This is a genomic window from Spirillospora sp. NPDC048819, from assembly GCF_040650055.1.
GTDB lineage: Bacteria > Actinomycetota > Actinomycetes > Streptosporangiales > Streptosporangiaceae > Spirillospora.
In genome coordinates, this window is the sequence record NZ_JBEZGN010000062.1 from 1 (window position 1) to 21,172 (window position 21,172).

A 21,172-nucleotide genomic window follows, 5' to 3' on the forward strand; every position below is an offset into this window, starting at 1 on the left:
GGGTACACGCGGGAGTTCCCGGTGGAGCGGATGATGCGCGACGCCAAGATCACCCAGATCTACGAGGGCACCAACCAGATCCAGCGCATGGTCATGGCACGCCAGCTCCTCAAGTGAGGTAACGGACGGATGCGCGGCCGCGGCCCACTGCCTACGGCGGCGTGCGTCCGTCCCGGCCCGTGAGACCGGGCCGGGACGGATCCGACCTCAAAGATCGTGCTCACCGCCACCCGTGGGCGTCGGGCTCAGCGGTGAGAGACGGTGACCATGACCTTGCCGTCCTTGGCCACGTACGGGTGGAGCGTGATGCCGTTGAAGGTCGCGGTCGAGTGGGCGTGCTGCGCGTCCACGATGGCGATGCCCTGTGACATGTGGTCGCGGAAGGCGAACCTCACACGGGTGCCCTCGACGTTGACCTTGATCGGCGCCACCCCGAACTTCTTGTCGAGGGTGATCTGCTGGCCGTCGGTGATCTCGACCGTGCAGTCCGCGTCGCGGCATTCCTTCAGGGCGGCGTCGCCCTTGGAGGAGGCCGTGTCCGACTGAGGCGCCGCCGCGGACGGTACGGTCTCGGCGCCGGCCGGGGCAGGCGGCGGCGCCGGGGCGGCCGCCGCGGCGGTGATGCCGCCGGCGAGCGCCAGCGCGGCGGTCGCGGCGGTCGTGGTGAACAGGGTGAGAATCCTTGTCGACATCCTGTGGACTCCTAACGAAGTGACTACTCTCTGTCACTATCCTGCTACCCACAGTATTGAATCAAGAACATTAGAGGTCAGGCGGGTGGGCGCTCGTCCACGAGGAGGGTCTGCATCGCCCGGCCGAACTCGCCGGACATGTCGGCGAGCGTCGCCTCGCACAGGGCGCTCCCGCCCGGGCTCGCGTCGAGGGACGCGGCCATGCACAGCCAGTCGCCGACCGGGTCGCGGTGCAGCGCGACGGTCAGGTCCGTGTTGATGATCAGCCACTTGGCGAGGTCGAGCTGGCTGCCGATGCCGGACGCGCTGTCGGCCAGCGTCAGCGCCCGCACCAGCGGCGTGTCGGATTCGCCGGGGATCAGCGGGATGCGAGGGCGCGCCCAGGTCGTGCCCGGCCCCGGCTGCCCGAAGGTGCCGTGGACGAGGCGCCACTCCATCGCGGAGAGGTAGCCGCCGGTGTGGACGCCGGGCCACTCCGGGAACGGCGGCGTCGTGCCGGGGAGCGGCGGCGGAGGGGGCGCGTGGACGACGGCCTCCAGGTGGGACGGCGCCTCCATGATCCGCCAGGCGGTGGCGCGGACGACGGGACGGTCCTCGTGCGTCATCTCCGCTTCGAGGAGCGTGATCCGCTTGCCGGGGCGGACGACGCGGACGGTGATGTCTAGCGTCGCCACCGGGACGGGGCTGAGGATCTCGACGGTGACCCGCGCGACCCGGGTGCCGGGGACGGGGTCGTGCCGTTCGAAGGCCCGTCCGATCAGGCCCGAGACCGGGCCGCCGTGCTGGAAACCCGGCGACCACGGCCCCGCCGTGGCGGGGGTGCTGGCGAACCGCCCGTCGCCGAGCGGTTCGTAGAACGCCTCGGCGGGCGCGTCCTCGGTCATGCGGCTCCTCCAAATCTAGAATGCCATTCTAGACAGGTCAGCCGCAGAGCTTCTGCGTGGCGGTGTCGGTGTCGATGCCCGGCCGGGGCGACGGCGACGCGCCCGGCGACGCCACCTCGACCTTCCGCACGCCGTCCCAGTTCGCGCCGACCATGACCTGCACCTTCGACCCGAGCGAGGACACCTTCTTCAGTTTGGCGCCCGGGATCGCGGCGGCCAGGGTCTTGGCGGAGTCCGCGCCGTCCGGCCCGTACTGGACCTGGGTCTTCTGCAGGCCGGTCCGCGCCACGCCCGGGGGGACGGTGACGTCGAAGCCGAGCTCCTCCAGCTGCCCGCCCGCCTTCGTCGCGAGGCCCCGCGTGCCGATCGCGTTCAGGACGCGGACGGAGATCTCCTCCGGCGGCACCGTCAGCCCGTTCCCGGGCTTCTGGGACGGCGTGGCGCTCGGCTTCTTCGCCTGCTCCGCCAGCGGCTCGTCCTTGCGGATCTTGGTGAACAGGTCCCGCGCCTTGCCCTGGTCCCACTGGACGGTCGACTGCGCGGACGCCGAGTTCCACAGGACGGCTTGGTGGTCGGGGTTGGCGAGCGGGACCTTCGCGAACGTCATGTCGTCGGTCGACAGGTTCTTCATCTGGTCGGCGAGCTCGGGCAGGTTGTCGGCGAGTTCGGGATCGACGCGCAGCGACTTCAGCGCCGCGTTCAGGAACTTCGTCGACTTGACGGGGTCGCCGAGCGTCTTCGTCGACAGCGCCTGCTTCAGCATCGACGCCATGAACTGCTGCTGCCGGTCGATGCGCCCGAGGTCGCTGCCGCCCGTCAGCGAGTAGCGGGCGCGGGCGAACGCCAGGGCCTTCATCCCGTCCACGTGCGACGTGCCCGCCGGCAGCTTCAGCCCGCTCTTGGCGTCGTCGACCGGCTGCTCGGTGCACACGTCCACGCCGCCGAGCGCGTTCACCATGTGCACGAACCCGTAGAAGTTGACCTCGACGTAGTGGTCGATCGACAGGCCCGTCGCCCGCTTGATCGTGCTGACCGTGAGGTCGGGCCCGCCGAACTGGTACGCCCAGGTCAGCTTGCCCGGACGGGACGGCACCCGCGTCCCCTTCGCGCCCTCCGAGCCGTTCGACTTGTGCGCCGGGATCGTGACATGGGAGTCGCGCGGCAGGCTCACGATCGACACGCTGTCGTGGTCGCGGGACACGTGCACCAGCATCATCGTGTCCGAGCGCTCGCCCTGCTGATGCCCGAGCTTGGCCGCCTTCTGCTGCGCCTTCGTCAGCCCGTCGCGGCGGTCGACCCCCGCCACCAGGATCGTCATCGCGCCCTTCGGCCCGTCGCCCTCGCCGAGACCGCCGACCGACACCTTGTCGATCATGCCGGTCACATAGTTCTGGAACGCCCACGCGCCGCCCGAGGTGAGCAGCACGAACGCCGACATCGTCCCGGTCAGCATCAGGAACCGCTTCTGCCGCCGCGCGGTCATCGCCGCGCGCGGGCTCAGCCCCCGGCCGGGACGGCGGGGGCCGCGCGGGCCCTCCACCGGCACCCGCGGCGCCGGCATCCCGTCGATGGTCACGCCCTCGATGTCGCCGTCGCCGCCCGCCACCGCGTGGGAGCCCGGACGAGGCCGGAAGTAACGCTCCAGCGGATCGGCCTCCGGCCCGCCGGTGTCGCCGCGACCTGAGTCGTGCCCGTCTGCCATGCCGGCCGCCGCCTCCCGAGGACGTCGTTCTGACGCGAGTCCACACCACTCTAAAGTGGGGAACACCCGTCCGTTCGCTACCTGGACCTCGTGTCCTTGGAGTAACGTGGCGCCGTCTCGACCACACCCCGGCGGCCCGCACGCGAACTGGGTGGCGTGGGCTGCGTCAGACAAGCGAGCAAGAGAGGATTGGGGCGCCGCACTCCGGTCATCGGCCGGAAGGCGCCCGCGAGCCCACCATGAATTCGTCTCCCGATGTCCAGCGCGCCATGAACCAGGAAACCCAGTACGCCGTGAAGCCCCGCTCCGACTCCGGTGAACGCACCTGGCCCGCCGTGTCGGTGGTGATGCCGGTCCTCAACGAGCAGCGCCATCTGACGGAGGCCGTACGCGGCATCCTCACCCAGGACTACCCGGGCGAGCTCGAACTCGTGCTCGCCATCGGGCCGTCCCGCGACAGCACCGAGGAGATCGCCCGCGGGCTCGCCGCCGAGGACCCGCGCGTCCTCGTCGTCGCGAACCCGACGGGACGCACCCCGCAGGGCCTCAACATCGCGATCAAGGCGTCGCAGTACTCGATCATCGTCCGGGTGGACGGGCACTCCCTGCTGCCGGACGACTATGTCCGCGCCGCCGTCGAGACGATGGAGGAGACCGGCGCCGACAACGTCGGCGGGATCATGGCCGCGGAGGGCGTCACCCCGTTCGAGAAGGCGGTGGCGCGCGCGATGACGTCCAAGCTCGGCGTCGGCAACGCCCGCTTCCACACCGGCGGCGAGGCGGGCGAGGTCGAGACCGTCTACCTCGGGACGTTCCGCCGCAGCGCCCTCGACCGCGTCGGCGGCTACGACGAGACGTTCGTCCGCGCGCAGGACTGGGAGATGAACCACCGCATCCGGGAGACCGGCGGCCGGATCTTCTTCACGCCCCGGATGCGGGTCACCTACCGCCCGCGGCCCAACCTGCGGGCCCTCGCCAAGCAGTACTTCCACACCGGCCGCTGGCGGCGCGTCGTCGGACGCGAGCACCAGGGCACCCTCAACCTGCGCTATCTCGCGCCGCCGATCGCCGTGGTCGCGATGACCGCGGGCGCGGTCGCCGGCGCGTTCGGGTTCTGGCCGGGCTGGCTGCTGCCCGGCGGGTACGCGGCCGCGATGGTCGCGGGCGCCGCCGTGGAGGGCCGGGGCCTGCCGGCGTCGGCCTGGGTGCGGCTCCCGCTGGTCTTCGCCACCATGCACCTCACCTGGGGCGTCGGTTTCCTCACCAGCCCGCCGCGGCTCGGCCAGCCCACCCCGGTCAAACCCGGCCAGTCCGTCCACTAGCGGGGGAATTGGGAAACCACCCGTTAACCCCTGCCGTCTCAGGATGTGTCAGGGTTAGGTTGGGCGGGATCTTCGCCGCCCAACCGGTTTGGAGGTGGCCATGTCCAACGGAGCACGCCACGGCCTCGGCGCGCTGATCGGCGTGGTGCTGACGCCCGTGATCGCCGCCTGTCTGCTGTACGGTGCGGGCGAGCTGCAACGGGTCGCCCGGTACTCCCTCGGGAGCTTCCGGAGCTACCACGGAAGCGACCTGTGGATCGGGACGGGCCTCATGCTCGTGACGGCGATCCTGGTGGGCCTCGTCGTGGGCACACGGGTCTCGCCGGTCGCCTCGCTCATTCCCGGTGCCGTTTTCGCCGGCATCGGCGTCCTCTGGGTCGTGGACCCTCTCTGGATGTTGCGGAACACCTCGAGGGACCTTCCTGACACCCTCGCGCACGGCTACATGATGTTCGGCCCCTATGGCCTCTTCCTGCTTCTTGGCGGGGTGCTCCTGGTGGCGTCCGTGGCGCCGTCGCGGTGGAAGTCCCGGACCGCGGCAGGGGCCGCACCCCGTTTCGGCGGGCCGCCGCCCGCTCCGATGGGTCAGCCTCCCATGCACGGCGCCCAGGCGCCCATGGGGGCCCACCACGCGCCGCAGGCCTCCCCCGCACCGGGACAGAACCCGCCGTGGCAGGGCGGCGCACCCCAGTACGGGCAGCCGCCCGCTCAGCTCGGCGCCTCCAACCCGCCCCCGCTGCCGGCCGCCCCTCCCGCGTCCCCCGCGCCGCCGCCCGCCGGCGACAAGCCCAGGTCGTCCTCCCAGAGCGACCCGGACGACGACAACCCGGGCGAGTGGACCCAGATGTACGGCGGCAACCGCCCGACGTGATCACTCCGGTAGACGGCCTTCACGACCCCCGACCGGACGTCAAGCCGTGGTCAGAGTGCGGCGAGGACGCCGGGGATGTCGTTGACGACCATCGCGTCGAAACCGGCGGCGGCGTAGGCCGGCGCCGTCTCCGGGGTGGGGCACCAGACGACGACCTCAAGGCCCGCCTTGTGTGCGACGTCCACATAGTGCGCCAGGGGGTGCAGCCGCGTGTCGGGGTGGTCGAGGCCGCACGAGCCGGTGTGCACGGCGACCACGTCCATCCCGAGGCCCGCCGCGGCCGGGACGGCGTTCCACAGCGGGTACCGCAGCCACGTCAGCAGGCCCAGCGGGACGCCGGGCAGCTCGTCCTTCAGGAACGTCAGCAGTGACGGGTCGAACGAGGTGACGAGCAGCCGGCGCCGCCGGGCCTCGCGCTTCAGCACCGGAAGGAGCAGCGCGCCGGTGCGGCGGGACGGGGCGTCCACCGCGTCCTCCAGGACGGTCTTGACGTCCACGTCCACCGCGACGTCCGCGGGCAGCGCGTCGAAGATCTCCGCGAGGCGCGGCAGCCCGCTGACCGCGGCGGGCAGGTCGACGATGTAGTCCCCGTCGGGGGTGGTGGGGTCGTGCCGCAGGACGAGGTCGTCGTCGGCGGTGCGCGTCACGTCGATCTCGACCCACGGCGTGCCCGGGGCACGGCGGCACGCGTCGACGGCGGCGAGCAGCGACGGCAGCGTGTTCTCGGCGACGAGCGACTCGGAGCCGGGCGGCGTCAGGTCGCCCGAGCCGTAGCCGCGGTGGCCGATGATCGCGGGGACGCTGTCGAAGATCGGGGTCCGCGAAGAGGTCAAGGGGTGTCTCCGGTGGCGAGGTGTTCGGCGACGACGACGTCGAGGGGCTGGGTCACCTTGAGATTGCGCTCGCTGCCCGCCACCACGCGGATCGGGACGTCCGGCAGATAGCGGTGGACGATGCCGCAGTCGTCGGTGGCGCGCAGCTCCGGATCGGCGAGGGCCAGCTCGTACGCCTTGCGGATCGTGCCGAGCCGGAACCCCTGCGGGGTCTGGAACCGGAACATCGTCTCGCGCGGCGGCATGGACACGACCACGCCGTCCTCGACGACGACCATTGTGTCGGACGCGGGCAGCCCGACCGCGACGGCCTCGTGGGCGTCCAGCGCGTCCAGGACGCGGTCGATCACCGGGTGGTCCACGAAGGGGCGGGCCGCGTCGTGGAACAGCACCCGGACGTCGTCGGGGCGCCCGGACAGGGTGCGCAGCGCGGCGATCGTGGAGGCGGTGCGCGTGTCGCCGCCCTCGATCACGGCGGCCGTCTTGCGGAACGGCGCGGCGACCGCGGCGGCCTCCCGCAGATGCCCGGCCGCCATCACGACCACCACCTCGCCGATGCCCGGATGCGTGTCGAACCTGTCGATCGCATGCGCGAGCATCGGGCGCCCGCCGACGTCGATGAGCTGCTTCGGGCGTCCCGCGCCCATGCGCTCGCCGACACCGCCCGCCAGTACCACCGCAACGGTCCGCGTCGCCATCTCACCTCGGCCATCCACGACACCCGGTCACCGGGCCACTACGCTGTGCATCGGCACATGATGTCCCGACCGGCCGGAGGCCCCGATGGATCAGGTGCTCGGGTGCGACCGTCCGGCCACGCTCAACGTACCGGACCGCCCCGCGATCATCCGCCCGGAACGAGAGGCGGTCGAAGCCGTGGACGACGACGGCCTCATCGGCGCCCGCGTGGTGCGCCCGTGCGCTCCGCTCGTCGCCCGGTGGGCCGCCCGGCGCGGGCTCACGCCGGGCGCCGTCTCGGCGATCGCCCTGGCGGCCGCGGCGCTCGCCGCGGTGTGGTTCTCCGCCGGGACGCGCGGCGGGCTGGTCACCGGGGCGCTGCTGCTGTGCGTCGCGCTCGTGCTCGGCCCTGCGGGCCGGGGCGGCGCGGACGGCCTGCGCTCCGGGCGGGCCGGCCCGTCCGGCGGGCGGCCGGCCGCCCTCCTCGGCCGGGTCGAGGAGTTCGCGGTGTACGCGGGGCTGGCCGCCGGGGCCGCCGCGTCCGGCGGGGGCCTCTGGCGGGCGGCGGCCGGCGCGGTCGCGCTGCTGGCGGTCCGGCACACGATCGAGGCGTCGTTCGCGGCGAGCCGGACCCGGCCGCCCCGCTCGGCCCGCCGGGGCGCCTTTCTGCGGCGGGCCCGCAACAGCCTCGGCCTGCCGCTCGGCGAGCGGTTCGCGCTGATCTCCGTCACCGCCGCGTCCGCCGGCGCACGGCCGGCGTTCGCCGCGCTCCTCGCCTGGGGGGCCGCGGCCACCGCCGTCACCCTGACCGAACGATCGAGGAGGTCCCTCACATGACCGCCACGCCCGCGCCCGCCCGCACCGCGCCGGGCACGACCGTCCGGGCCTACCGCGACGACGGCCCCGCGTGCCGCGCGCTCGGCCGGTTGGCGCGGGGACGGCTCCCGCCGCTGCCCGCCACCGCCGCCGCGGCCGCCGCGACGGCCCTCCTGCTGCTCCCGGAGGGCCACGGCGGGCCCGCGCCGGCGCTGTTCGCCCCGGTCATCGTCCTGCTGCTGGCGGGACCCGCTTCCGCGCACCCGCACACCGGACGGCTGGACTGGCTCGTACCGCCCATGTCGCGCGGGATCGAGTATGGTTACCTCGCTGTGCTGGGGTTCGCGCAGGCGGTTCCGGCGCCGCTCGTCTACGTGCTGATCGCGGTTCTCGCGCTCCACCACTACGACATCGTGTACCGCACCCGCCACGGGTCCCGGCCACAGGAGTGGGTCCTGCGCGCCGGGCTCGGCTGGGAGGGCCGGATGCTGTTCGCGGCCGTCACGGGCCTGTTCGGCCTGCTCCCGTTCGCGTACGCCGCGCTGGCCGCCTACCTTGGCGTCTTGTTCGGCGGCGAGTGCGTCGCCACGTGGATGCGCAACAGCCGCGGCAGCGGCGTGATGGTCGACCTGAAGGAAGAGGAAGCATGATCGGCATGGTGCTGGCGGCAGGAGCGGGCCGGAGGCTGCGTCCGTACACCGACACCCTCCCCAAGGCCCTGGTCCCCGTGGACGGCGAGACCACCATCCTGGACATCGCCCTGAGCAACCTCGCCGAAGTCGGCCTGAACGACGTCGTCATCGTCGTCGGCTACTGCGCGGGCGCCGTCGAGGAGCGCAAGGCCGCCCTTGAGGAGCGGTACGGCGTGAGCATCACGCTGGTTCACAACGACAAGGCCGAGGAGTGGAACAACGCCTACTCCATGTGGCTGGCTCGTGAGCACTTCTCCAAGGGCGTCCTCATGGTCAACGGCGACACGGTCCATCCGGTGAGCGTCGAGAAGACACTATTGGCGAACCGCGGACCGGACATCCTCCTGGCGGTGGACGATGTCAAAACTCTCGCCGACGAGGAGATGAAGGTCATCCTCGACGGCGAGGGCCACCTGAAGACCATCACCAAGCTGATGGACCCGTCCACCGCGAACGGCGAGTACATCGGCGCCACCCTGATCGAGCCCGTCGCCGCCGGACCGCTGGCCGACGCGCTCAAGGCCACCTGGGAGCGCGACCCCGACCTCTACTACGAGGACGGCTACCAGGAGCACGTGAACCGCGGCGGCCGCATCGGCGTCGCGCCCATTGGCGAGGTCGACTGGGTCGAGGTCGACAACCACGACGACTTGGAGAAGGCCCTCCGCATCGCCAAGGGCTACTAGGCCGCCCCCCACGGCCACCGACAGCGCGGACGACGAGGAGGCTCATGCCCCTGCTGACGCGGATGCTGAACGCGCCGCTCTCCATCGATGTGCGGCGCGGCGCGATCGCCGCCCTCGGCGAGCTGCTCGCCGACAAGCGGATCGCCACCGAGGGCCGCGTGGCGATCGCGGTCGGCCCCGGACAGGGCGACCAGATCGCCGAGCACGTCCGGCCGTCCCTGTCGGCCTGCGAGGTGTACCAGGTGGCGGGCGGCACCGTGGACGCGGCCGTCGACCTGGCCGGCAAGCTGCGCGCCGGTTCCTACGAGGCCGTCGTCGGCATCGGCGGCGGCCGGACGATCGACGCCACCAAGTACGCGGCGACGCTGTCGGGCATCCCGATGGTGTCGGTCGCCACGAACCTGTCCCACGACGGGATCTGCTCGCCGGTCGCCTCGCTCACGCACGAGAACGGCAAGGGCTCCTTCGGCGTCGTGATGCCGCTGGCGATGGTCGTCGACCTCGACTACGTGCACGCAGCGCCGCCGCGGCTCGTCCGCGCCGGGGTGGGGGACGTGCTCAGCAACTTCTCCGCCGTGGACGACTGGCTGCTCGCCTCGGAGCAGTGCGGCGAGCGGGTCGACCGGATGGCGCTCACCGTCGCCCGGACCGCCGCCGAGGCGCTGCTCCACCAGCCGGAGTCGATCGAGTCCGACCGGTTCCTGACCGTGCTGGCCGAGAGCCTGGTGCTGTCGGGGATGTCGATGGCGTTCGCGGGCGACTCCCGTCCCGCCAGCGGCGGCGACCACGAGATCCTGCACGCCATCGACCACCTCTACCCGGACACCGCCAACCACGGCGAGCTGGCCGGGCTCGGCACCGCGTTCTGCTACCACCTGCGGGCCACCCACCTCGGGGAGGGCGCAGAACGGCTGGACGAGATCCTCACGTGCCTCGGCCGGCACCGGCTGCCCCGCCTGCCCGCCGACGTCGGGCTGTCGGTGGAGCAGTTCGCGGACGCCGTCCTGTACGCCCCGCGGACCCGGCCCGGCCGCTATACGATCTTGGAATACCTCGGCCTCGACAAGGGTGAGACCCTCAAGGCGGTGGAAGAGTATGTCCAGGCCCATGGAGGCTGAACTCCCCGGGCGGAGCAGATCCCCCGAGCCCCCGGACGGCGACGATCGGCCGGACCGCAAAGGAGCCGGGGTCGCCGACGTCCGCCGGTACGGCCAGCCCCCCGGACTGAAAGACCGGCGCAACGAGGAGCACTGGGCCGGCCGCATCTACATGCGGGACCTGTCCCCGTACTTCTCCTGGATCGCGCTGCGCCTCGGGTTCAGCCCCAACCAGCTCACCTACCTGATGATGGCCTGCGGCGTCCTCGCCGGCGTCGTGGTGTCGCTGCCCGCGTCCGGTACCGGTGCGCTGTGGACGGCGCTCGGCGGCGCCGCGCTCATCCAGGTGTACCTCCTGCTCGACTGCGTGGACGGCGAGGTCGCCCGCTACCTGCGGCGGACGTCGGTCGCCGGGGTGTTCCTCGACCGGATCGGCCACTACCTGTCGGAGGTCGCGCTGCTCATCGGCCTCGGCTTCGCCGCCCAGGGCGGCTGGGAGAGCGGCGGCTGGGTCGAGCTCGGCCTCGTCGCCGCGCTCGGCGCCGCGCTGATCAAGGCGGAGACCGACAACGTCGTCGTCGCGCGGGCCAAGTCGGGCCTGGCCGCCGACCCGGCCGGCGGCGACCGCGCGCTGCGTCCCCGCTCCACCGGGATCGCGCTCGCCCGGCAGGCGGCGTCCATGCTGCGCTTCCACCGCATCATCGGGGCGGTCGAGCTGTCCCTGCTGATCGTCGCGGCCGCGGTGGTCGACACGGTCTTCGGCACCGAGACGCCGGCCGCCACCCGCGTCCTCATGGCCGCGGTGGCCGCCGTCGCGGTCGTCCAGACGCTGCTGCACCTGGTCAGCATCCTCGCCTCCCGGAGGCTGAAGTGACCTCCAGCCTGGACGAGGAAGCCGTGGACCCGAAAGAACACTCCTCGCGCGCGGAGGGGGGCATCGCGCTCAGCGTCGTGGTCCTGACCATGGGCAACCGCCCGGCGGAACTGGCCCGCGCGGTGCGCAGCGCCTTCGAGCAGGAACACGTCGGCGTCGAGGTCGTGCTCGTCGGCAACGGCGTCGCGGGCGACTGGTCGCCGGGCGACGACCCCGTCTTCGACGACGAGCGCGTGAGGCTCCTCCGCCTGCCGAGCAACGTCGGGATCCCCGCCGGCCGCAACCGCGGCGTGGCGGCGTCGTCCGGCGACGTCATCCTCTTCCTGGACGACGACGGCTGGTACCGCTCCACCCGGCTCGGCGCGCACCTGCGCGACAGGTTCACCGCCGAACCGGACCTCGGCGTCGTCTCGTTCCGCGTCCGCGACCCCGAGGGCGGACGCGGCGAACGCCGCCACGTACCCCGGCTGCGCGCCGGCGACCCCGAGCGCTCCTCCGCCGTCACCACGTTCCTCGGCGGCGCCTGCGCCGTCCGCCGCGCCGCGTTCGACGCCGGCGGCGGCCTCCCCGAGGACTTCTTCTACGCCCACGAAGAGACCGACCTCGCCTGGCAGATCCTGAACGCCGGCTACCGCATCGTCTACGACGCGGCCGCGGTCATGTTCCACCCCGCCGTCCTGCCCACCCGGCACGACATGTTCTACCGCTACAACGCCCGCAACCGCGTGTGGCTGGCCCGCCGAAACCTTCCGTGGCCGCTCGCCCTCACCTACCTCGCCGTGTGGGTCGCCATGACCGTCCTCCGCGAGCGCAGGCCGAGCGCGCTCAAGCCGTGGTTCAAGGGCTTCGCGGAAGGCTGGCGCAAACCGGCGGGCCCCCGCCGCCCCATCTCCTGGCGCACCGCCTGGCGCATGACGAGAACGGGCCGCCCGCCCATCATCTAGGCCCCGCCCGTCACCTGGGCATCGTCACGGCGGCGAGGATGAGGTGCGCCAGTTCCGCGGTGATGTCGTCCAAGGGGATGTCCTGGTCGCGGGCGGACCAGTGGTGGACGAGGTTGTTGACGGCGCCGATGACGGCGATCATGGTGAGGCGGTAGTCGCGGTCGATGGCCTCGCCGCGCTCGACCGCCTCGCGCGCCATCGCGACCAGGGACTCCTCCCACCGGGCGCGCCAGCTCAGCCGGTGCCGCTCCAGGCCGGCGCTCACCCCGATGACCTCGACGAACGCGATGCGGGCCCAGCGGGGGTCGCTGGCGGTGACGGTGACGAACGCGCGCACGGCGCGTTCGACGCGGGCCGGGAGGTCCGCGTCCGCCGCCTCGGCGTAGGCGGCGGCGAGGGCTTGCGCGGCGCGCTCGTTGATGTCGCGGTGCAGCGCGGCGAGCAGTTCCTCGCGTCCGGAGAACTCCTCGTAGAAGTTGCGGGTCGACACGCTCGCGGTCGCGCACAGCCGTTCGATGGACGTGGCCGCGTAGCCGCGGGTACCGAACAGTTCGAGGCCGGCGGCTAACAGACGCCCCCGCCGTTCGGCGCGGCGCTCCTCGGCCGTGCGGCCGCCGTAGCTGCGTCTGGGCGCGGGATTTCGGCCGGTCATCGTTCTCCGTCCCCCCGTGCGGATGGGGCAGCGTCAGCCTAACCCGCGCGCCCGGGCGCTTTTCACGCCCGCCGGGACGCCGCCTCCCTCAACTGGGCGGACGCGTTCTCGGTGACCGGGGCGCCGTGACCGAAGCAGACGATCTCGGTGTCGAGCGCGGCGAGCCGGACGAACGTCTCCGCGGCGAGCGGCGGGTCGGAGTTGAAGACGCCGAGGACGACCCGGCCGTCGTCCAGCCGCGCAACGGTGTCGCCGGTGAACAGGACGCGTTCGTCCGGGACGTGGACGGCGACGCTGCCGGGCGTGTGGCCGGGCGCCGCCACCGCCACCGCGTGGGTGCCGCCGCCGAGGTCGATGAGGTCGCCGTCGCCCAGTTCGCGGTCCACGCGGACGGGCGGGGGCGGCTCCATGCCGGCGAGGCCCGCCTGGACCTGCTCGAAGATGGGCCGCTCCCAGTCGAGCAGCTTCGGCGGCGGGCCCTTCTCCTCGCCGCGGATGAACGGCGCGTCGGCGCGGTGGGCGAGCACTTCGACGTCGCCCCAGGCGGCGACGTCGGCGGCGGAGCCGACGTGGTCCTCGTGGAAGTGGGTGAGGACGAGGCGGCGCACGTCTTCGGGGTCGCGGCCGAGGGAGCGGACGGCGTCGGCGATCAGCGGCGCGGATCCCGGCAGGCCGCTGTCGATGAGGGTCAGCCCTTCGGGGGCGTCCCAGAGGTAGGCGTGCCCGACGGGGAAGCGCAGGTGGTGGAGGCGCGGGTGCAGGCGGATGACGTCCATGCAGCCGACGGTAGACACGGCCGGAGGAAGAGCCCACGGATATCCGCCCTCGGCGGATCAGCCGAGGGCGTACTTCAGTCGGCGAGGAGCGTGTCGCGCCATCCGGGGTCGGTGGTGAGGACGGTGAGGCGCTGCGTCGCGCGGGACACGGCGACGTAGAGGACGCGCAGCCCGCGCGGGGACTGGGCGGCGATGGTCTCCGGCGCCACGATCACCGCGGCGTCGAACTCCAGGCCCTTCGCCTCGAGGACGTCCAGCACCTGGACGCGCTCGGGCAGGTCGGCGGCGAGGCGCTCGCGGTCGGCCGCGGTCCAGGCGGGGCCGCCGGGCACCGGGTTCCCGCCGGTGGCCGGGTTCCCGCCGGGCGCCGAGTTTCCGCCGGGCGCCGGATTCCCGGCGCGGGCCGGGTTCGCGGGGGGCACCGGGTTCGCGGCGGGGGCCGGGTTCCCGCCGGAGGCCGCGGGGGCGTCGAACGCCGCATCGTCGAAGGCCGCATCGTCGAAGGCCGCATCGTCGAAGGCCGCATCGTCGAACAGGGTCGCCTGGCCGTCCGGCGTGCTCGGTGTGTTCGCCGTGTCCGGCGCGTTCGCGGGCCGGGGCTCCTCCAGCGGCAGCGGGACGATGAGGCCGATGGTGCCCTCCACCTGCCCGAGCAGTTCCTCGGCGGCCTCCCACGCGGAGGCGACGCCGAGGTCGGGGACGACGCGGACGACCGGGTCGATGCCGGAGGTGCGGACGGCGCGGGCCGGGCGGGCGTCGGGCAGCGCCACCGCGAGCACCCGCGCGGACACGGCGGCGATCTCTGTGGAGTTGCGGTAGTTCGTGGTGAGCTCGTACTCGTGCCTGGCCCGGGTGGGCGCCGGGGCGGGCTTGCGGGCGCGGCGGCGGCCCCGGGACGAGCCCCGCGACGCGGGCCGGTCGCCGCCGAGCGCGGCCTCCATGGCCTCCCGGGCGGCGTCGAGGTCCTCCCAGGCGCTCTGGGCCGGGTCCTCCACGATCGTCCAGCTGGCCTGGCGTCCGCGGCGGCCCAGCATCCGCCACTGCATGGGGGAGAGGTCCTGCGCCTCGTCCACGACGATGTGCGCGTACTCGGGGCGTTCCTCCACCACGCCGTCGTCCACGCGCCGGGACCGCTCAAGCCGCTCGATGGACGTCGTCAGCTCCTGCATCTCGGGCTCCCACGTCTCGTCGACCACGTCCTCGCCGGTGAGGATGTTGACGCCGTCCACGACGAACGGGTCGTCCTCGGACGGGGCCCTGCGGCGGCGGGACGGGCGGGGCGGGGAGCCGAGCAGCGCGTCGATCTCGTCGAGCAGCGCGACGTCCTGGTAGCTGAGGGGCGAGTCGTCCCCGGCCCAGGATCGGGCGAGCGGGACGATGTCGGCGTGGTCGAGGTCGCGTCCGGCGGCGCGGCGCAGCCGGGCGGGGTCGCCGAGCGAGCGCAGCACGTCCAGCGGGCGGCGGATCGGCCACCAGGTGACGAGGAAGTCGGTGAACGTGCGCTGCTCGCGGACCCGGGCGTCGAACTGGTCGCGCTTCGGGTCGCCGCCGTTCCCGCCGCCGCCGCGCGCGGGCTCCTCGTCGAGCGAGGCGAGGCCGTCCGCGGCCAGGATCGCGTTCCACAGGCCGGTTTCGGCGCCCTCCGCCGCCTCGGCCGCGTCCGGGCCTCCGATGTCGTTGAAGCGGCCCCAGAGGGCGTCCAGGAGCATTTCGGCGGCCCGGCCGCGCGCGGCGTTGACGCTGCCCCGGCTGCGCCGGTGGACCTCGCTCCTGATCCGGTCGAGACTGCCGCGGTCCAGCGTGACGACGACGCCCTTGAACACCACGCGCAACTCGTCCGGGGCGCCGGGCGCGTGGTCGGTCACCGCGCGCCTCAGCACCGTCGCCATCGCGCCGGCGCCCTTGGCGCGGGCGACCCGCGGCGGATCGTGGACGGTCGCGGTGACGCCGTCGACGAGGTCGCCGAGCGAGCGCAGCGCCGCCGACCCCTCGCCGAGCGACGGCAGCACCCGCTCGATGTAGGCGGTGAACCGGCGGTTCGGGCCGATGACCAGCACGCCCCGGGAACCGAACCGCCGCCGGTGCCGGAACAGCAGGTACGCGACGCGGTGCAGGGCGACGGCGGTCTTGCCGGTGCCGGGGGCGCCGCGCACCAGGACCGTCCCGTCGGCGGGCGCGCGGATCACCTCGTCCTGCTCCCGCTGGATCGTCGCGACGATGTCGCGCATCTCGCCCTCGCGGGTGCGGGCGAGGGAGGCCAGGAACGCGCCGTCGCCGACGATCGTCATCCCGTCGGCCGCGTCCGGGTCGAGCAGGTCGTCCTCCAGGTCGACGACCGTGTGCCCGCGCGAGTGCAGGACGCGGCGGCGGACGACGCCGCGCGGGTCCTCGGGGGTGGCGCGGTAGAAGTCCTCGGCGGCGGGCGCCCGCCAGTCGATCACCAGGGAGTCGTGTTCGCTGGTCCGCACGCCGATGCGGCCGATGTAGCGGATCTCGCGGGAGGCCAGGTCGAGCCGGCCGAACACCAGGCCGTCGTCGGCGATGTCGAGGGCCTGGGCGCGCAGGGCCGCCTGGTGGACCATCGCGTCGCGGTCGACCAGGGAGCCCTTGGTGCCGGCGAGCGACTGGCGATACCCCTCCTGGATCATGGCCTGGGCGTCCGCGCGCATCTCCTCCAGGCGCGCGTAGGCGATGTCGACATGGCGCTGCTCGGCCGCGATCTCTTGATCTTTGACCGTGCCGCCGGGGCCGGTCGGCCGCCCGGTGACCTGGGACGACATGCAGGCTGCTCCTCGCACGTGTATCGCGCCGGGGACGTCCCCCGGCGCCCCGAAGGGGCGAAAGAGACAGCTTATTCGGTCCGCCGGGCCTTCAGCGTGGCGCGGACGTTCCGGCAGGTGAGCGGCGTGCCAGCCGGGACACCAGGCCACCCGGGAGCGCGGGGCCGCCCTCCGCGCGGACGTGCAGTTCCCCCTCGGGCCGCGCGAGCGAGCGGTCGATCGCGTCGAGGACGAGCCGCGGCGGGGTCCCGGCGCCGGCGCGGGCGCAGCGGAACGTCACGCCCCGCCCGCCGTGCTCCGCCCAGAGCGCTTCGGCGTAGGCCGCGACGGCCGCGGACGCGGCCGCGCCGGCCGACGCGCCCGGCACCGGCGCGACCGGGCAGAAGATCATTTCGCTGCGCCCGCGTTCCAGCATGCCCGGCAGCGTCGCCCGGACGACGTGGACGGTGCCGAGGACGTCGGTCCGCAGGACGCGCTCCACCTCGTCCAAGGGCTGTTCCAGCGCGGGCGCGACCGGCGCGATCATCGCCGTGTGGACGACCCGCTGCACGGGACCCGCCATCGCCACCACGTCCGCCACGGCCTCGGGGTCGGTGACGTCGCACGTCCGCACGTGCATGTTCGGGGAACGCAGTGCCGTGGCGGCCAGGCCGGCGGCGTCCGCGTCGACCGCGACGACGTCCCAGGCGGCCGCGGCCAGCCGCCGCGCCGCCAGCGCGCCGAGCCCGCGCGCGGCACCCGTCACCAGCGCCGTCCGCATCATCCGCGCACCTCCTCGGCCGCCTCGAAGGTCATCATCAGGTGCCCGACGGTGCTCGTGCTCAGCGCCCGCGCGCGGTCCAGGCCGAGCCCGCGCAGCTCCTCCGCCACGGGGTGGTCGCCCAGGACGACCTTCGCCCCGCCCGGACGCATCCGCACGTCGGACGGCGTGAGCGTCCAGGGCGTCCGGCGTGTGACACCGTCCAGGCACGAGTAGGCCTCGACGCTGGGCGTCCCCGAACCGCTCGGGATCGGCGCGCCCGGCCTGACCGCCACCTCGATCGCGGTACGGCCGCCGAACCGCACGGCGCACCGCTTCACGCGTCCTGACAAATCCATCGGGATGTCGGCGAGTTCCTTCGGGAACCCCCAGATCGTCCGCCCGGCCTCAAGGGTGAACTCCTGGTTGACCGGCAGCCAGTGGATGAACGCCCCGACCCCCGCCATGCCGCCCCCGGCGATCGTGCGCAGCCGCCCGAGCGTCCCGGACGGCGGCGCCGACCCGGGCGGCCGGACCAGGAACGCGACGGCGAACTCGTGGTAGGGCCCGAGGTCCCCGTCCGCGTACCGGACGAACGCCAGCGAGCAGACGGCCCTGCCGGGCAGCGGCTCGGCGACGTCGAGCCCGGAGTAGGCGATGACGGCCTGCGCCCCTTCGGCGGGCACGGCGAACATCGCCGACGCCACCGCGGCGTCGCGGATCCGGACCGGCAGATCGACCTGTTCCCCTTGGATCGCATGGGCGTGCACGGCGCTTGTCACACCGCTTAGTAGAACAGGTTCTCGTTTTACTTCCAAGGACTGACGGCGTCCGTCTCGTCAGCCCTTCTCGACGGCCGTCCTGATGCGGTCAAGGGTGGCGCGCATCCCGTCCCGGTTGACGCCGGCGCGCCGGTCGGCCCGGACACCGGTGAACAGCCTGCCGAGCAGCGAGACGAACGCGGCGCCCCGGCCGTCGCGCCGCAGGTCCTCCCAGTACTCGGTGAGCCGGACCCGGGGCGCGGACGGGTCGTCCGCGATGTCCTCGATGCGGTATCCCCACAGCGCCACCGGCACCCCGAAGCTCGACACCCGGAACGCGAACGCCTCGCCGGGCACCGCGGCCGTCACCTGGCACGTGGTGAACCACACGCGCGGGCCGATCCGGTTGAACCCGACGAACCTCGTTCCCGGCGCGACCGTCCGCCCGCGCACCCACGCGGCGAACACCTCCGGGCTCCACTCGCGCATCCGCCGCGGATCGGCGACCGCCGCGTACACGGTCTCCGCCGTCGCCGCGACGGACACGCTCTCCTCGACCACCCACTCCCGTTCCATGACCGGATCCTCCCACTTCATGACCGTCCGGTCACACCAGGTGCGCGAATCGTCGCCGCCATGCCGCGTACCAGGCCTTGAACCACGGCTCCGCCTCGGCGAGCGGGACGATGTAGGTGAGCGTCTCGGCGTAGTAGCGGCGCTGGAAGTCCGGCGGCATCCGGTCGAGCGTCTGGACGTTGCTCGCGCGGTCGGCGAGCTTCACCAGCACGGCCTCGCGCGGAGCGTCGCGAAGACGGCGCAGGTAAGCGGACGTCGCGGCGCGCTTGGCCTGGCGCCCGGTACCGGCGGCGGGCGGCTTGGTCACCCAGTCGACCAGTTCGGTCACCTCGGGGCCGAACTCGGCCTCCACGTCGGCGAGGGTGGCCGGGGTGTCCTCGACGACGTCGTGCAGCAGCGCGGCGGACAGGATCGCCGTGTCGGTCACGCCGGGGCCGTGGGTCAGCACCTCCAGGGCCTCCAGCAGATGAACGATGTAGGGGTCGCCGGTCGGGCGCAGCTGGTCGCCGTGCCAGCACCGGGCGGTCTCCGCGGCCCTGCCGAGGCCGTCCAGGTCGATCTCGCCGCCGGTCTCGCCCGCCGCGAGGCCCGCCCTGGCCTCGTCCCAGGTTCGCCAGTGGGTGAAGAGCTCCACTGTTCCTCCGTTCAGTCGCGCGGACGCCACGCACAAGGCAAGGTGGGTGTCCACGGTACGGGAAGGAGGGGACGCGGTCGTGGGCGGAAGCCGGCAGCGCCCCGGTGGCCGGCCGGAGTCCGTGGGCGGGGTCCGCGTGGCCCTCGGCCTGATCTCCGGGGTGGTGGCCATCGCGCTCGTCGCCGTGCTCGTCGACCGGTTCGTCCTCGGCGCGGAGTGGTGGCAGGTGCGGCACACCGTGACCGCCGAACCCGTCACCCCGCAGCGGGAGGTGGGCCCGCCGCCCGGTCCGCTCGCGGTGAGCTGGGAGCACACGACGCGGACGCACCACGGGTCCGTCGCGGGCTACGACGGCGTCGCCTACGCGGTCGCGCAGGGCCAGGTGGTGACGGCGTCCGGGCGCGGGATCGAGGTCCGGGACGCGCGGACCGGCGCGGGCCGCTGGAGCTACCGCCGCTCCGGGTGGACGATGCTCGGCTGGGCGTCGACGGGGTCCCGGCTGTTCGGCTACTTCGAGCGGGACGGCGACCGCGGCGAACGGCTGATCATCGCGTTCGACGCGCTGTCGGGCGGGCTGCTGTGGCGGCGTGAGGGGCTGCGTCCCGCCGCGGTCTCCCGGACGACGCTGCAATGGCCCGCCGGGTCGGACGTGCTGTTCACCACCGACGACGAGCGCCGGACGCTGTTCGGCGTCTCGGCGGTCACGGGCAACCGGGTGTGGCGGCTGCCGCTGCCGCGCGGCTGCCGGCTGTTCGAGGGCGGCGCGCGGCCGTCCGCCGGGCGCGAGGACCTCGCGGCGCTGGCCCTGGACTGCCCGGGCAAGGAGCGGCACAGCCGGCTGCTGGCCGTCGAGCCGGGCAAGGGCGCCGTCCGCTGGGACCGGCGGCTCGGCTCCAAGGAATCACCCGAAGTGTCGATGCTGGACGGCGTGACGCTGGCCTCGGACGGGACGGCGCTGCGCGCGTTCGACGGCGACGGCGAGCAGTTCGGCGTCTGGACGGGTGACGGGGTGTGCGGCGACACCATGTGCCCGGGCGTGCTGAGGTCGGACCGGCTCGTGATCGTCTACCACCCGGACGGCGCGAAGCGCGGCGAGACCCGCATGGAGGCGGTGCGGGTTCCGTCCGGCAAGGTCGAGTGGCGGCGCGAGTCCCCCGCGTACGCGGCGCTCGCGGAGGCGGGCGGCCGTGTGTTCGCGCTGCGTCCCCGGTTGTCGGGGCGGCTGCTGCCGGCGGCCGTCGACATCGTCTCGCCCGGCGACGGGGGCACCACGACCGCGCCCGCGCCGATCTCGATGAACCCCGACCTGCCCGGCCCGCGGCCGTGGCTGGCGGCGGCGGGCGGGCTGCTGTACGCGGCCGTCCCGCAGGCGGCGCCGCGTCCGGACGGCGCCGCGCGGCTGGTCGCGCTCCGCGGCGGGCTCGCGGGGACCGGCCCGGCGGAGCTGGGCGGGGTGCCGGAGGCGGACTGGCCGGACGCCTGCGCGCTGCTGGAGAAGCCCGACCTGGTCGCGGCGCGCGCGGCCGGCCACGTCGCCGAGCCCGCCGCCGCGACCGCCGGGCCGGTCCGGCTGCCGCGCCCGGTGTCCTGCAGGTACGAGCCGCGCGAGGAGGAAGAGGACGGGGACGCCGACGCGGGGTCCGGCGAAGACCCGGACGGCGAGGAGCCGGAGCGGACCGAGCCGGCCACCCCGCGACCGACCGGCCCCGAACCGACCGGCCCCGAGCCGCCCGTGTCCGAACCGCCCGTGTCCGAATCGGCGGCGTCCGAACCGGCGGCGTCCAGCACGGCCGAACCCGAACCGACCGGACCGCCCCGGCCGACCGGCACGGAGTCCGCCGGGTCGAAGTCCCCGACGGCGGATCCCGGCGAGGGCGGCGACACGGGGCGGACCGTCGGCGGCTTCACCGTCAGCGTCCGCTGGGTGGCCAGGACCGATCACGAGGCGTCGCAGATGCTGGACGCCCTCCAGGCCACGCAGGCGAAGGCCCGCAAGCGCCGCGACATCGGCGCGGACGAGGCGTACGAGATCGGCCCGGCGGCCGGCATGATCGCCCTGCGCGTCGGCCGGTACGTCGTGGTGGTCGAGGCCGACCGCCCGCCGGGCGTCGCCGCCCGCCTGGCCCGCTCCGTCGCCTACCGCCTGCACAACCCGTCCTGACG

The 21,172-nt window shown here is 73.8% G+C and carries 22 protein-coding genes; 10 read left to right on the forward strand and 12 right to left on the reverse strand.

Translation table 11 applies throughout. The features are described from left to right. Nucleotides 1-117: acyl-CoA dehydrogenase family protein (locus AB0C35_RS43675; protein ID WP_358469817.1), on the forward strand; the 117-nt coding region annotated here is incomplete at its 5' end. 128 nt (nucleotides 118-245) lie between these two features. On the opposite strand, the gene AB0C35_RS43680 is transcribed toward AB0C35_RS43675, so the two are convergent. From AB0C35_RS43680 to AB0C35_RS43690, 3 genes are all read right to left on the reverse strand, one after another. Continuing rightward, nucleotides 246-692, reverse strand: a complete 447-nt coding sequence (locus AB0C35_RS43680) for a hypothetical protein (RefSeq protein ID WP_358469741.1) — start codon at nucleotides 690-692, stop codon at nucleotides 246-248. 77 nt (nucleotides 693-769) lie between these two features. Next, nucleotides 770-1,576 carry a thioesterase family protein gene (locus tag AB0C35_RS43685; protein WP_358469744.1) on the reverse strand — a complete coding sequence of 269 codons (807 nt, stop codon included), beginning with the start codon at nucleotides 1,574-1,576 and terminating at the stop codon, nucleotides 770-772. 37 nt (nucleotides 1,577-1,613) lie between these two features. Further along, nucleotides 1,614-3,278, reverse strand: a complete 1,665-nt coding sequence (locus tag AB0C35_RS43690; protein WP_358469747.1) for an LCP family protein — start codon at nucleotides 3,276-3,278, stop codon at nucleotides 1,614-1,616. A 269-nt stretch (nucleotides 3,279-3,547) separates the two neighbouring features. On the opposite strand from AB0C35_RS43690, the gene AB0C35_RS43695 reads away from it, so the two are divergent. Both AB0C35_RS43695 and AB0C35_RS43700 read left to right on the forward strand, forming a co-directional pair. Then, nucleotides 3,548-4,600: a glycosyltransferase family 2 protein gene (locus tag AB0C35_RS43695; protein ID WP_358469750.1), complete on the forward strand. Its 1,053-nt coding sequence runs from the start codon at nucleotides 3,548-3,550 to the stop codon at nucleotides 4,598-4,600. Nucleotides 4,601-4,700: 100 nt separating this feature from the next. Further along, nucleotides 4,701-5,471, forward strand: coding sequence for a hypothetical protein (locus tag AB0C35_RS43700; RefSeq protein ID WP_358469753.1), 771 nt, complete (start codon nucleotides 4,701-4,703; stop codon nucleotides 5,469-5,471). Nucleotides 5,472-5,521: 50 nt separating this feature from the next. On the opposite strand, the gene AB0C35_RS43705 is transcribed toward AB0C35_RS43700, so the two are convergent. Further along, nucleotides 5,522-6,304 carry a glycerophosphodiester phosphodiesterase gene (locus tag AB0C35_RS43705; RefSeq protein ID WP_358469756.1) on the reverse strand — a complete coding sequence of 261 codons (783 nt, stop codon included), beginning with the start codon at nucleotides 6,302-6,304 and terminating at the stop codon, nucleotides 5,522-5,524. Next, complete coding sequence (gene ispD / locus AB0C35_RS43710) at nucleotides 6,301-7,002, reverse strand: 2-C-methyl-D-erythritol 4-phosphate cytidylyltransferase (protein WP_358469759.1); 702 nt, start codon at nucleotides 7,000-7,002, stop codon at nucleotides 6,301-6,303. Before ispD ends, AB0C35_RS43705 begins: the two co-directional genes overlap by 4 nt. Nucleotides 7,003-7,087: 85 nt before the next feature. Here ispD and AB0C35_RS43715 point away from each other — a divergent pair, with 85 nt between their 5' ends. From AB0C35_RS43715 to AB0C35_RS43740, 6 genes are all read left to right on the forward strand, one after another. Next, nucleotides 7,088-7,819 carry a hypothetical protein gene (locus AB0C35_RS43715; protein WP_358469762.1) on the forward strand — a complete coding sequence of 244 codons (732 nt, stop codon included), beginning with the start codon at nucleotides 7,088-7,090 and terminating at the stop codon, nucleotides 7,817-7,819. Further along, nucleotides 7,816-8,448: a DUF5941 domain-containing protein gene (locus tag AB0C35_RS43720; protein WP_358469765.1), complete on the forward strand. Its 633-nt coding sequence runs from the start codon at nucleotides 7,816-7,818 to the stop codon at nucleotides 8,446-8,448. The genes AB0C35_RS43715 and AB0C35_RS43720 overlap by 4 nt, the downstream gene beginning before the upstream one ends. Then, a complete protein-coding gene (locus tag AB0C35_RS43725) occupies nucleotides 8,445-9,176 on the forward strand; it encodes a phosphocholine cytidylyltransferase family protein (protein ID WP_358469768.1) in 732 nt (243 codons plus the stop codon). Before AB0C35_RS43720 ends, AB0C35_RS43725 begins: the two co-directional genes overlap by 4 nt. Nucleotides 9,177-9,220: 44 nt before the next feature. Beyond that, on the forward strand, nucleotides 9,221-10,294 hold the full coding sequence (locus tag AB0C35_RS43730) for an iron-containing alcohol dehydrogenase family protein (RefSeq protein ID WP_358469771.1): 1,074 nt from the start codon (nucleotides 9,221-9,223) through the stop codon (nucleotides 10,292-10,294). After that, a complete protein-coding gene (locus AB0C35_RS43735) occupies nucleotides 10,284-11,147 on the forward strand; it encodes a CDP-alcohol phosphatidyltransferase family protein (protein WP_358469774.1) in 864 nt (287 codons plus the stop codon). The genes AB0C35_RS43730 and AB0C35_RS43735 overlap by 11 nt, the downstream gene beginning before the upstream one ends. Before the next feature lie 89 nt (nucleotides 11,148-11,236). Continuing rightward, nucleotides 11,237-12,091, forward strand: coding sequence for a glycosyltransferase (locus tag AB0C35_RS43740; RefSeq protein WP_358469820.1), 855 nt, complete (start codon nucleotides 11,237-11,239; stop codon nucleotides 12,089-12,091). A gap of 10 nt (nucleotides 12,092-12,101) precedes the next feature. Here AB0C35_RS43740 and AB0C35_RS43745 read toward each other — a convergent pair whose 3' ends face one another. The 7 genes from AB0C35_RS43745 to AB0C35_RS43775 all read right to left on the reverse strand — a co-directional run bounded on the left by AB0C35_RS43745 (nucleotide 12,102) and on the right by AB0C35_RS43775 (nucleotide 19,009). Next, a complete protein-coding gene (locus AB0C35_RS43745; protein ID WP_358469777.1) occupies nucleotides 12,102-12,743 on the reverse strand; it encodes a TetR/AcrR family transcriptional regulator in 642 nt (213 codons plus the stop codon). A gap of 62 nt (nucleotides 12,744-12,805) precedes the next feature. Continuing rightward, the gene (locus tag AB0C35_RS43750) at nucleotides 12,806-13,519 is read right to left on the reverse strand and encodes an MBL fold metallo-hydrolase (protein ID WP_358469780.1); all 714 of its coding nucleotides are present in this window, start codon (nucleotides 13,517-13,519) and stop codon (nucleotides 12,806-12,808) included. Nucleotides 13,520-13,593: 74 nt separating this feature from the next. Further along, nucleotides 13,594-16,299, reverse strand: a complete 2,706-nt coding sequence (locus AB0C35_RS43755) for an AAA family ATPase (RefSeq protein ID WP_358469783.1) — start codon at nucleotides 16,297-16,299, stop codon at nucleotides 13,594-13,596. A gap of 91 nt (nucleotides 16,300-16,390) precedes the next feature. After that, nucleotides 16,391-17,062: an SDR family NAD(P)-dependent oxidoreductase gene (locus AB0C35_RS43760; RefSeq protein ID WP_358469786.1), complete on the reverse strand. Its 672-nt coding sequence runs from the start codon at nucleotides 17,060-17,062 to the stop codon at nucleotides 16,391-16,393. Then, on the reverse strand, nucleotides 17,059-17,820 hold the full coding sequence (locus AB0C35_RS43765) for an acetoacetate decarboxylase family protein (RefSeq protein ID WP_358469789.1): 762 nt from the start codon (nucleotides 17,818-17,820) through the stop codon (nucleotides 17,059-17,061). Before AB0C35_RS43765 ends, AB0C35_RS43760 begins: the two co-directional genes overlap by 4 nt. Before the next feature lie 57 nt (nucleotides 17,821-17,877). Continuing rightward, nucleotides 17,878-18,375 (reverse strand): SRPBCC family protein, encoded by a 498-nt coding sequence (locus AB0C35_RS43770; protein WP_358469792.1) that lies wholly within the window; start codon nucleotides 18,373-18,375, stop codon nucleotides 17,878-17,880. A 31-nt stretch (nucleotides 18,376-18,406) separates the two neighbouring features. Next, nucleotides 18,407-19,009 (reverse strand): HD domain-containing protein, encoded by a 603-nt coding sequence (locus AB0C35_RS43775; protein ID WP_358469795.1) that lies wholly within the window; start codon nucleotides 19,007-19,009, stop codon nucleotides 18,407-18,409. Nucleotides 19,010-19,088: 79 nt separating this feature from the next. On the opposite strand from AB0C35_RS43775, the gene AB0C35_RS43780 reads away from it, so the two are divergent. Then, nucleotides 19,089-21,170, forward strand: coding sequence for a PQQ-binding-like beta-propeller repeat protein (locus AB0C35_RS43780; RefSeq protein WP_358469798.1), 2,082 nt, complete (start codon nucleotides 19,089-19,091; stop codon nucleotides 21,168-21,170). The last annotated feature ends 2 nt before the right edge of the window (nucleotides 21,171-21,172 follow it).

Bases quoted from the DNA above. Each gene is read 5' to 3' on its own strand.
- AB0C35_RS43750 (WP_358469780.1), bottom strand. From the start codon at position 13,519: ATGGACGTCATCCGCCTGCACCCGCGCCTCCACCACCTGCGCTTCCCC.
- AB0C35_RS43745 (WP_358469777.1), bottom strand. From the start codon at position 12,743: ATGACCGGCCGAAATCCCGCGCCCAGACGCAGCTACGGCGGCCGCACG.
- AB0C35_RS43730 (WP_358469771.1), top strand. From the start codon at position 9,221: ATGCCCCTGCTGACGCGGATGCTGAACGCGCCGCTCTCCATCGATGTG.
- AB0C35_RS43760 (WP_358469786.1), bottom strand. From the start codon at position 17,062: ATGATGCGGACGGCGCTGGTGACGGGTGCCGCGCGCGGGCTCGGCGCG.
- AB0C35_RS43700 (WP_358469753.1), top strand. From the start codon at position 4,701: ATGTCCAACGGAGCACGCCACGGCCTCGGCGCGCTGATCGGCGTGGTG.
- AB0C35_RS43735 (WP_358469774.1), top strand. From the start codon at position 10,284: ATGGAGGCTGAACTCCCCGGGCGGAGCAGATCCCCCGAGCCCCCGGAC.
- AB0C35_RS43680 (WP_358469741.1), bottom strand. From the start codon at position 692: ATGTCGACAAGGATTCTCACCCTGTTCACCACGACCGCCGCGACCGCC.
- AB0C35_RS43720 (WP_358469765.1), top strand. From the start codon at position 7,816: ATGACCGCCACGCCCGCGCCCGCCCGCACCGCGCCGGGCACGACCGTC.
- AB0C35_RS43695 (WP_358469750.1), top strand. From the start codon at position 3,548: ATGAACCAGGAAACCCAGTACGCCGTGAAGCCCCGCTCCGACTCCGGT.
- AB0C35_RS43715 (WP_358469762.1), top strand. From the start codon at position 7,088: ATGGATCAGGTGCTCGGGTGCGACCGTCCGGCCACGCTCAACGTACCG.
- AB0C35_RS43725 (WP_358469768.1), top strand. From the start codon at position 8,445: ATGATCGGCATGGTGCTGGCGGCAGGAGCGGGCCGGAGGCTGCGTCCG.
- AB0C35_RS43740 (WP_358469820.1), top strand. From the start codon at position 11,237: ATGGGCAACCGCCCGGCGGAACTGGCCCGCGCGGTGCGCAGCGCCTTC.
- AB0C35_RS43770 (WP_358469792.1), bottom strand. From the start codon at position 18,375: ATGGAACGGGAGTGGGTGGTCGAGGAGAGCGTGTCCGTCGCGGCGACG.
- ispD (WP_358469759.1), bottom strand. From the start codon at position 7,002: ATGGCGACGCGGACCGTTGCGGTGGTACTGGCGGGCGGTGTCGGCGAG.
- AB0C35_RS43685 (WP_358469744.1), bottom strand. From the start codon at position 1,576: ATGACCGAGGACGCGCCCGCCGAGGCGTTCTACGAACCGCTCGGCGAC.
- AB0C35_RS43690 (WP_358469747.1), bottom strand. From the start codon at position 3,278: ATGGCAGACGGGCACGACTCAGGTCGCGGCGACACCGGCGGGCCGGAG.
- AB0C35_RS43755 (WP_358469783.1), bottom strand. From the start codon at position 16,299: ATGTCGTCCCAGGTCACCGGGCGGCCGACCGGCCCCGGCGGCACGGTC.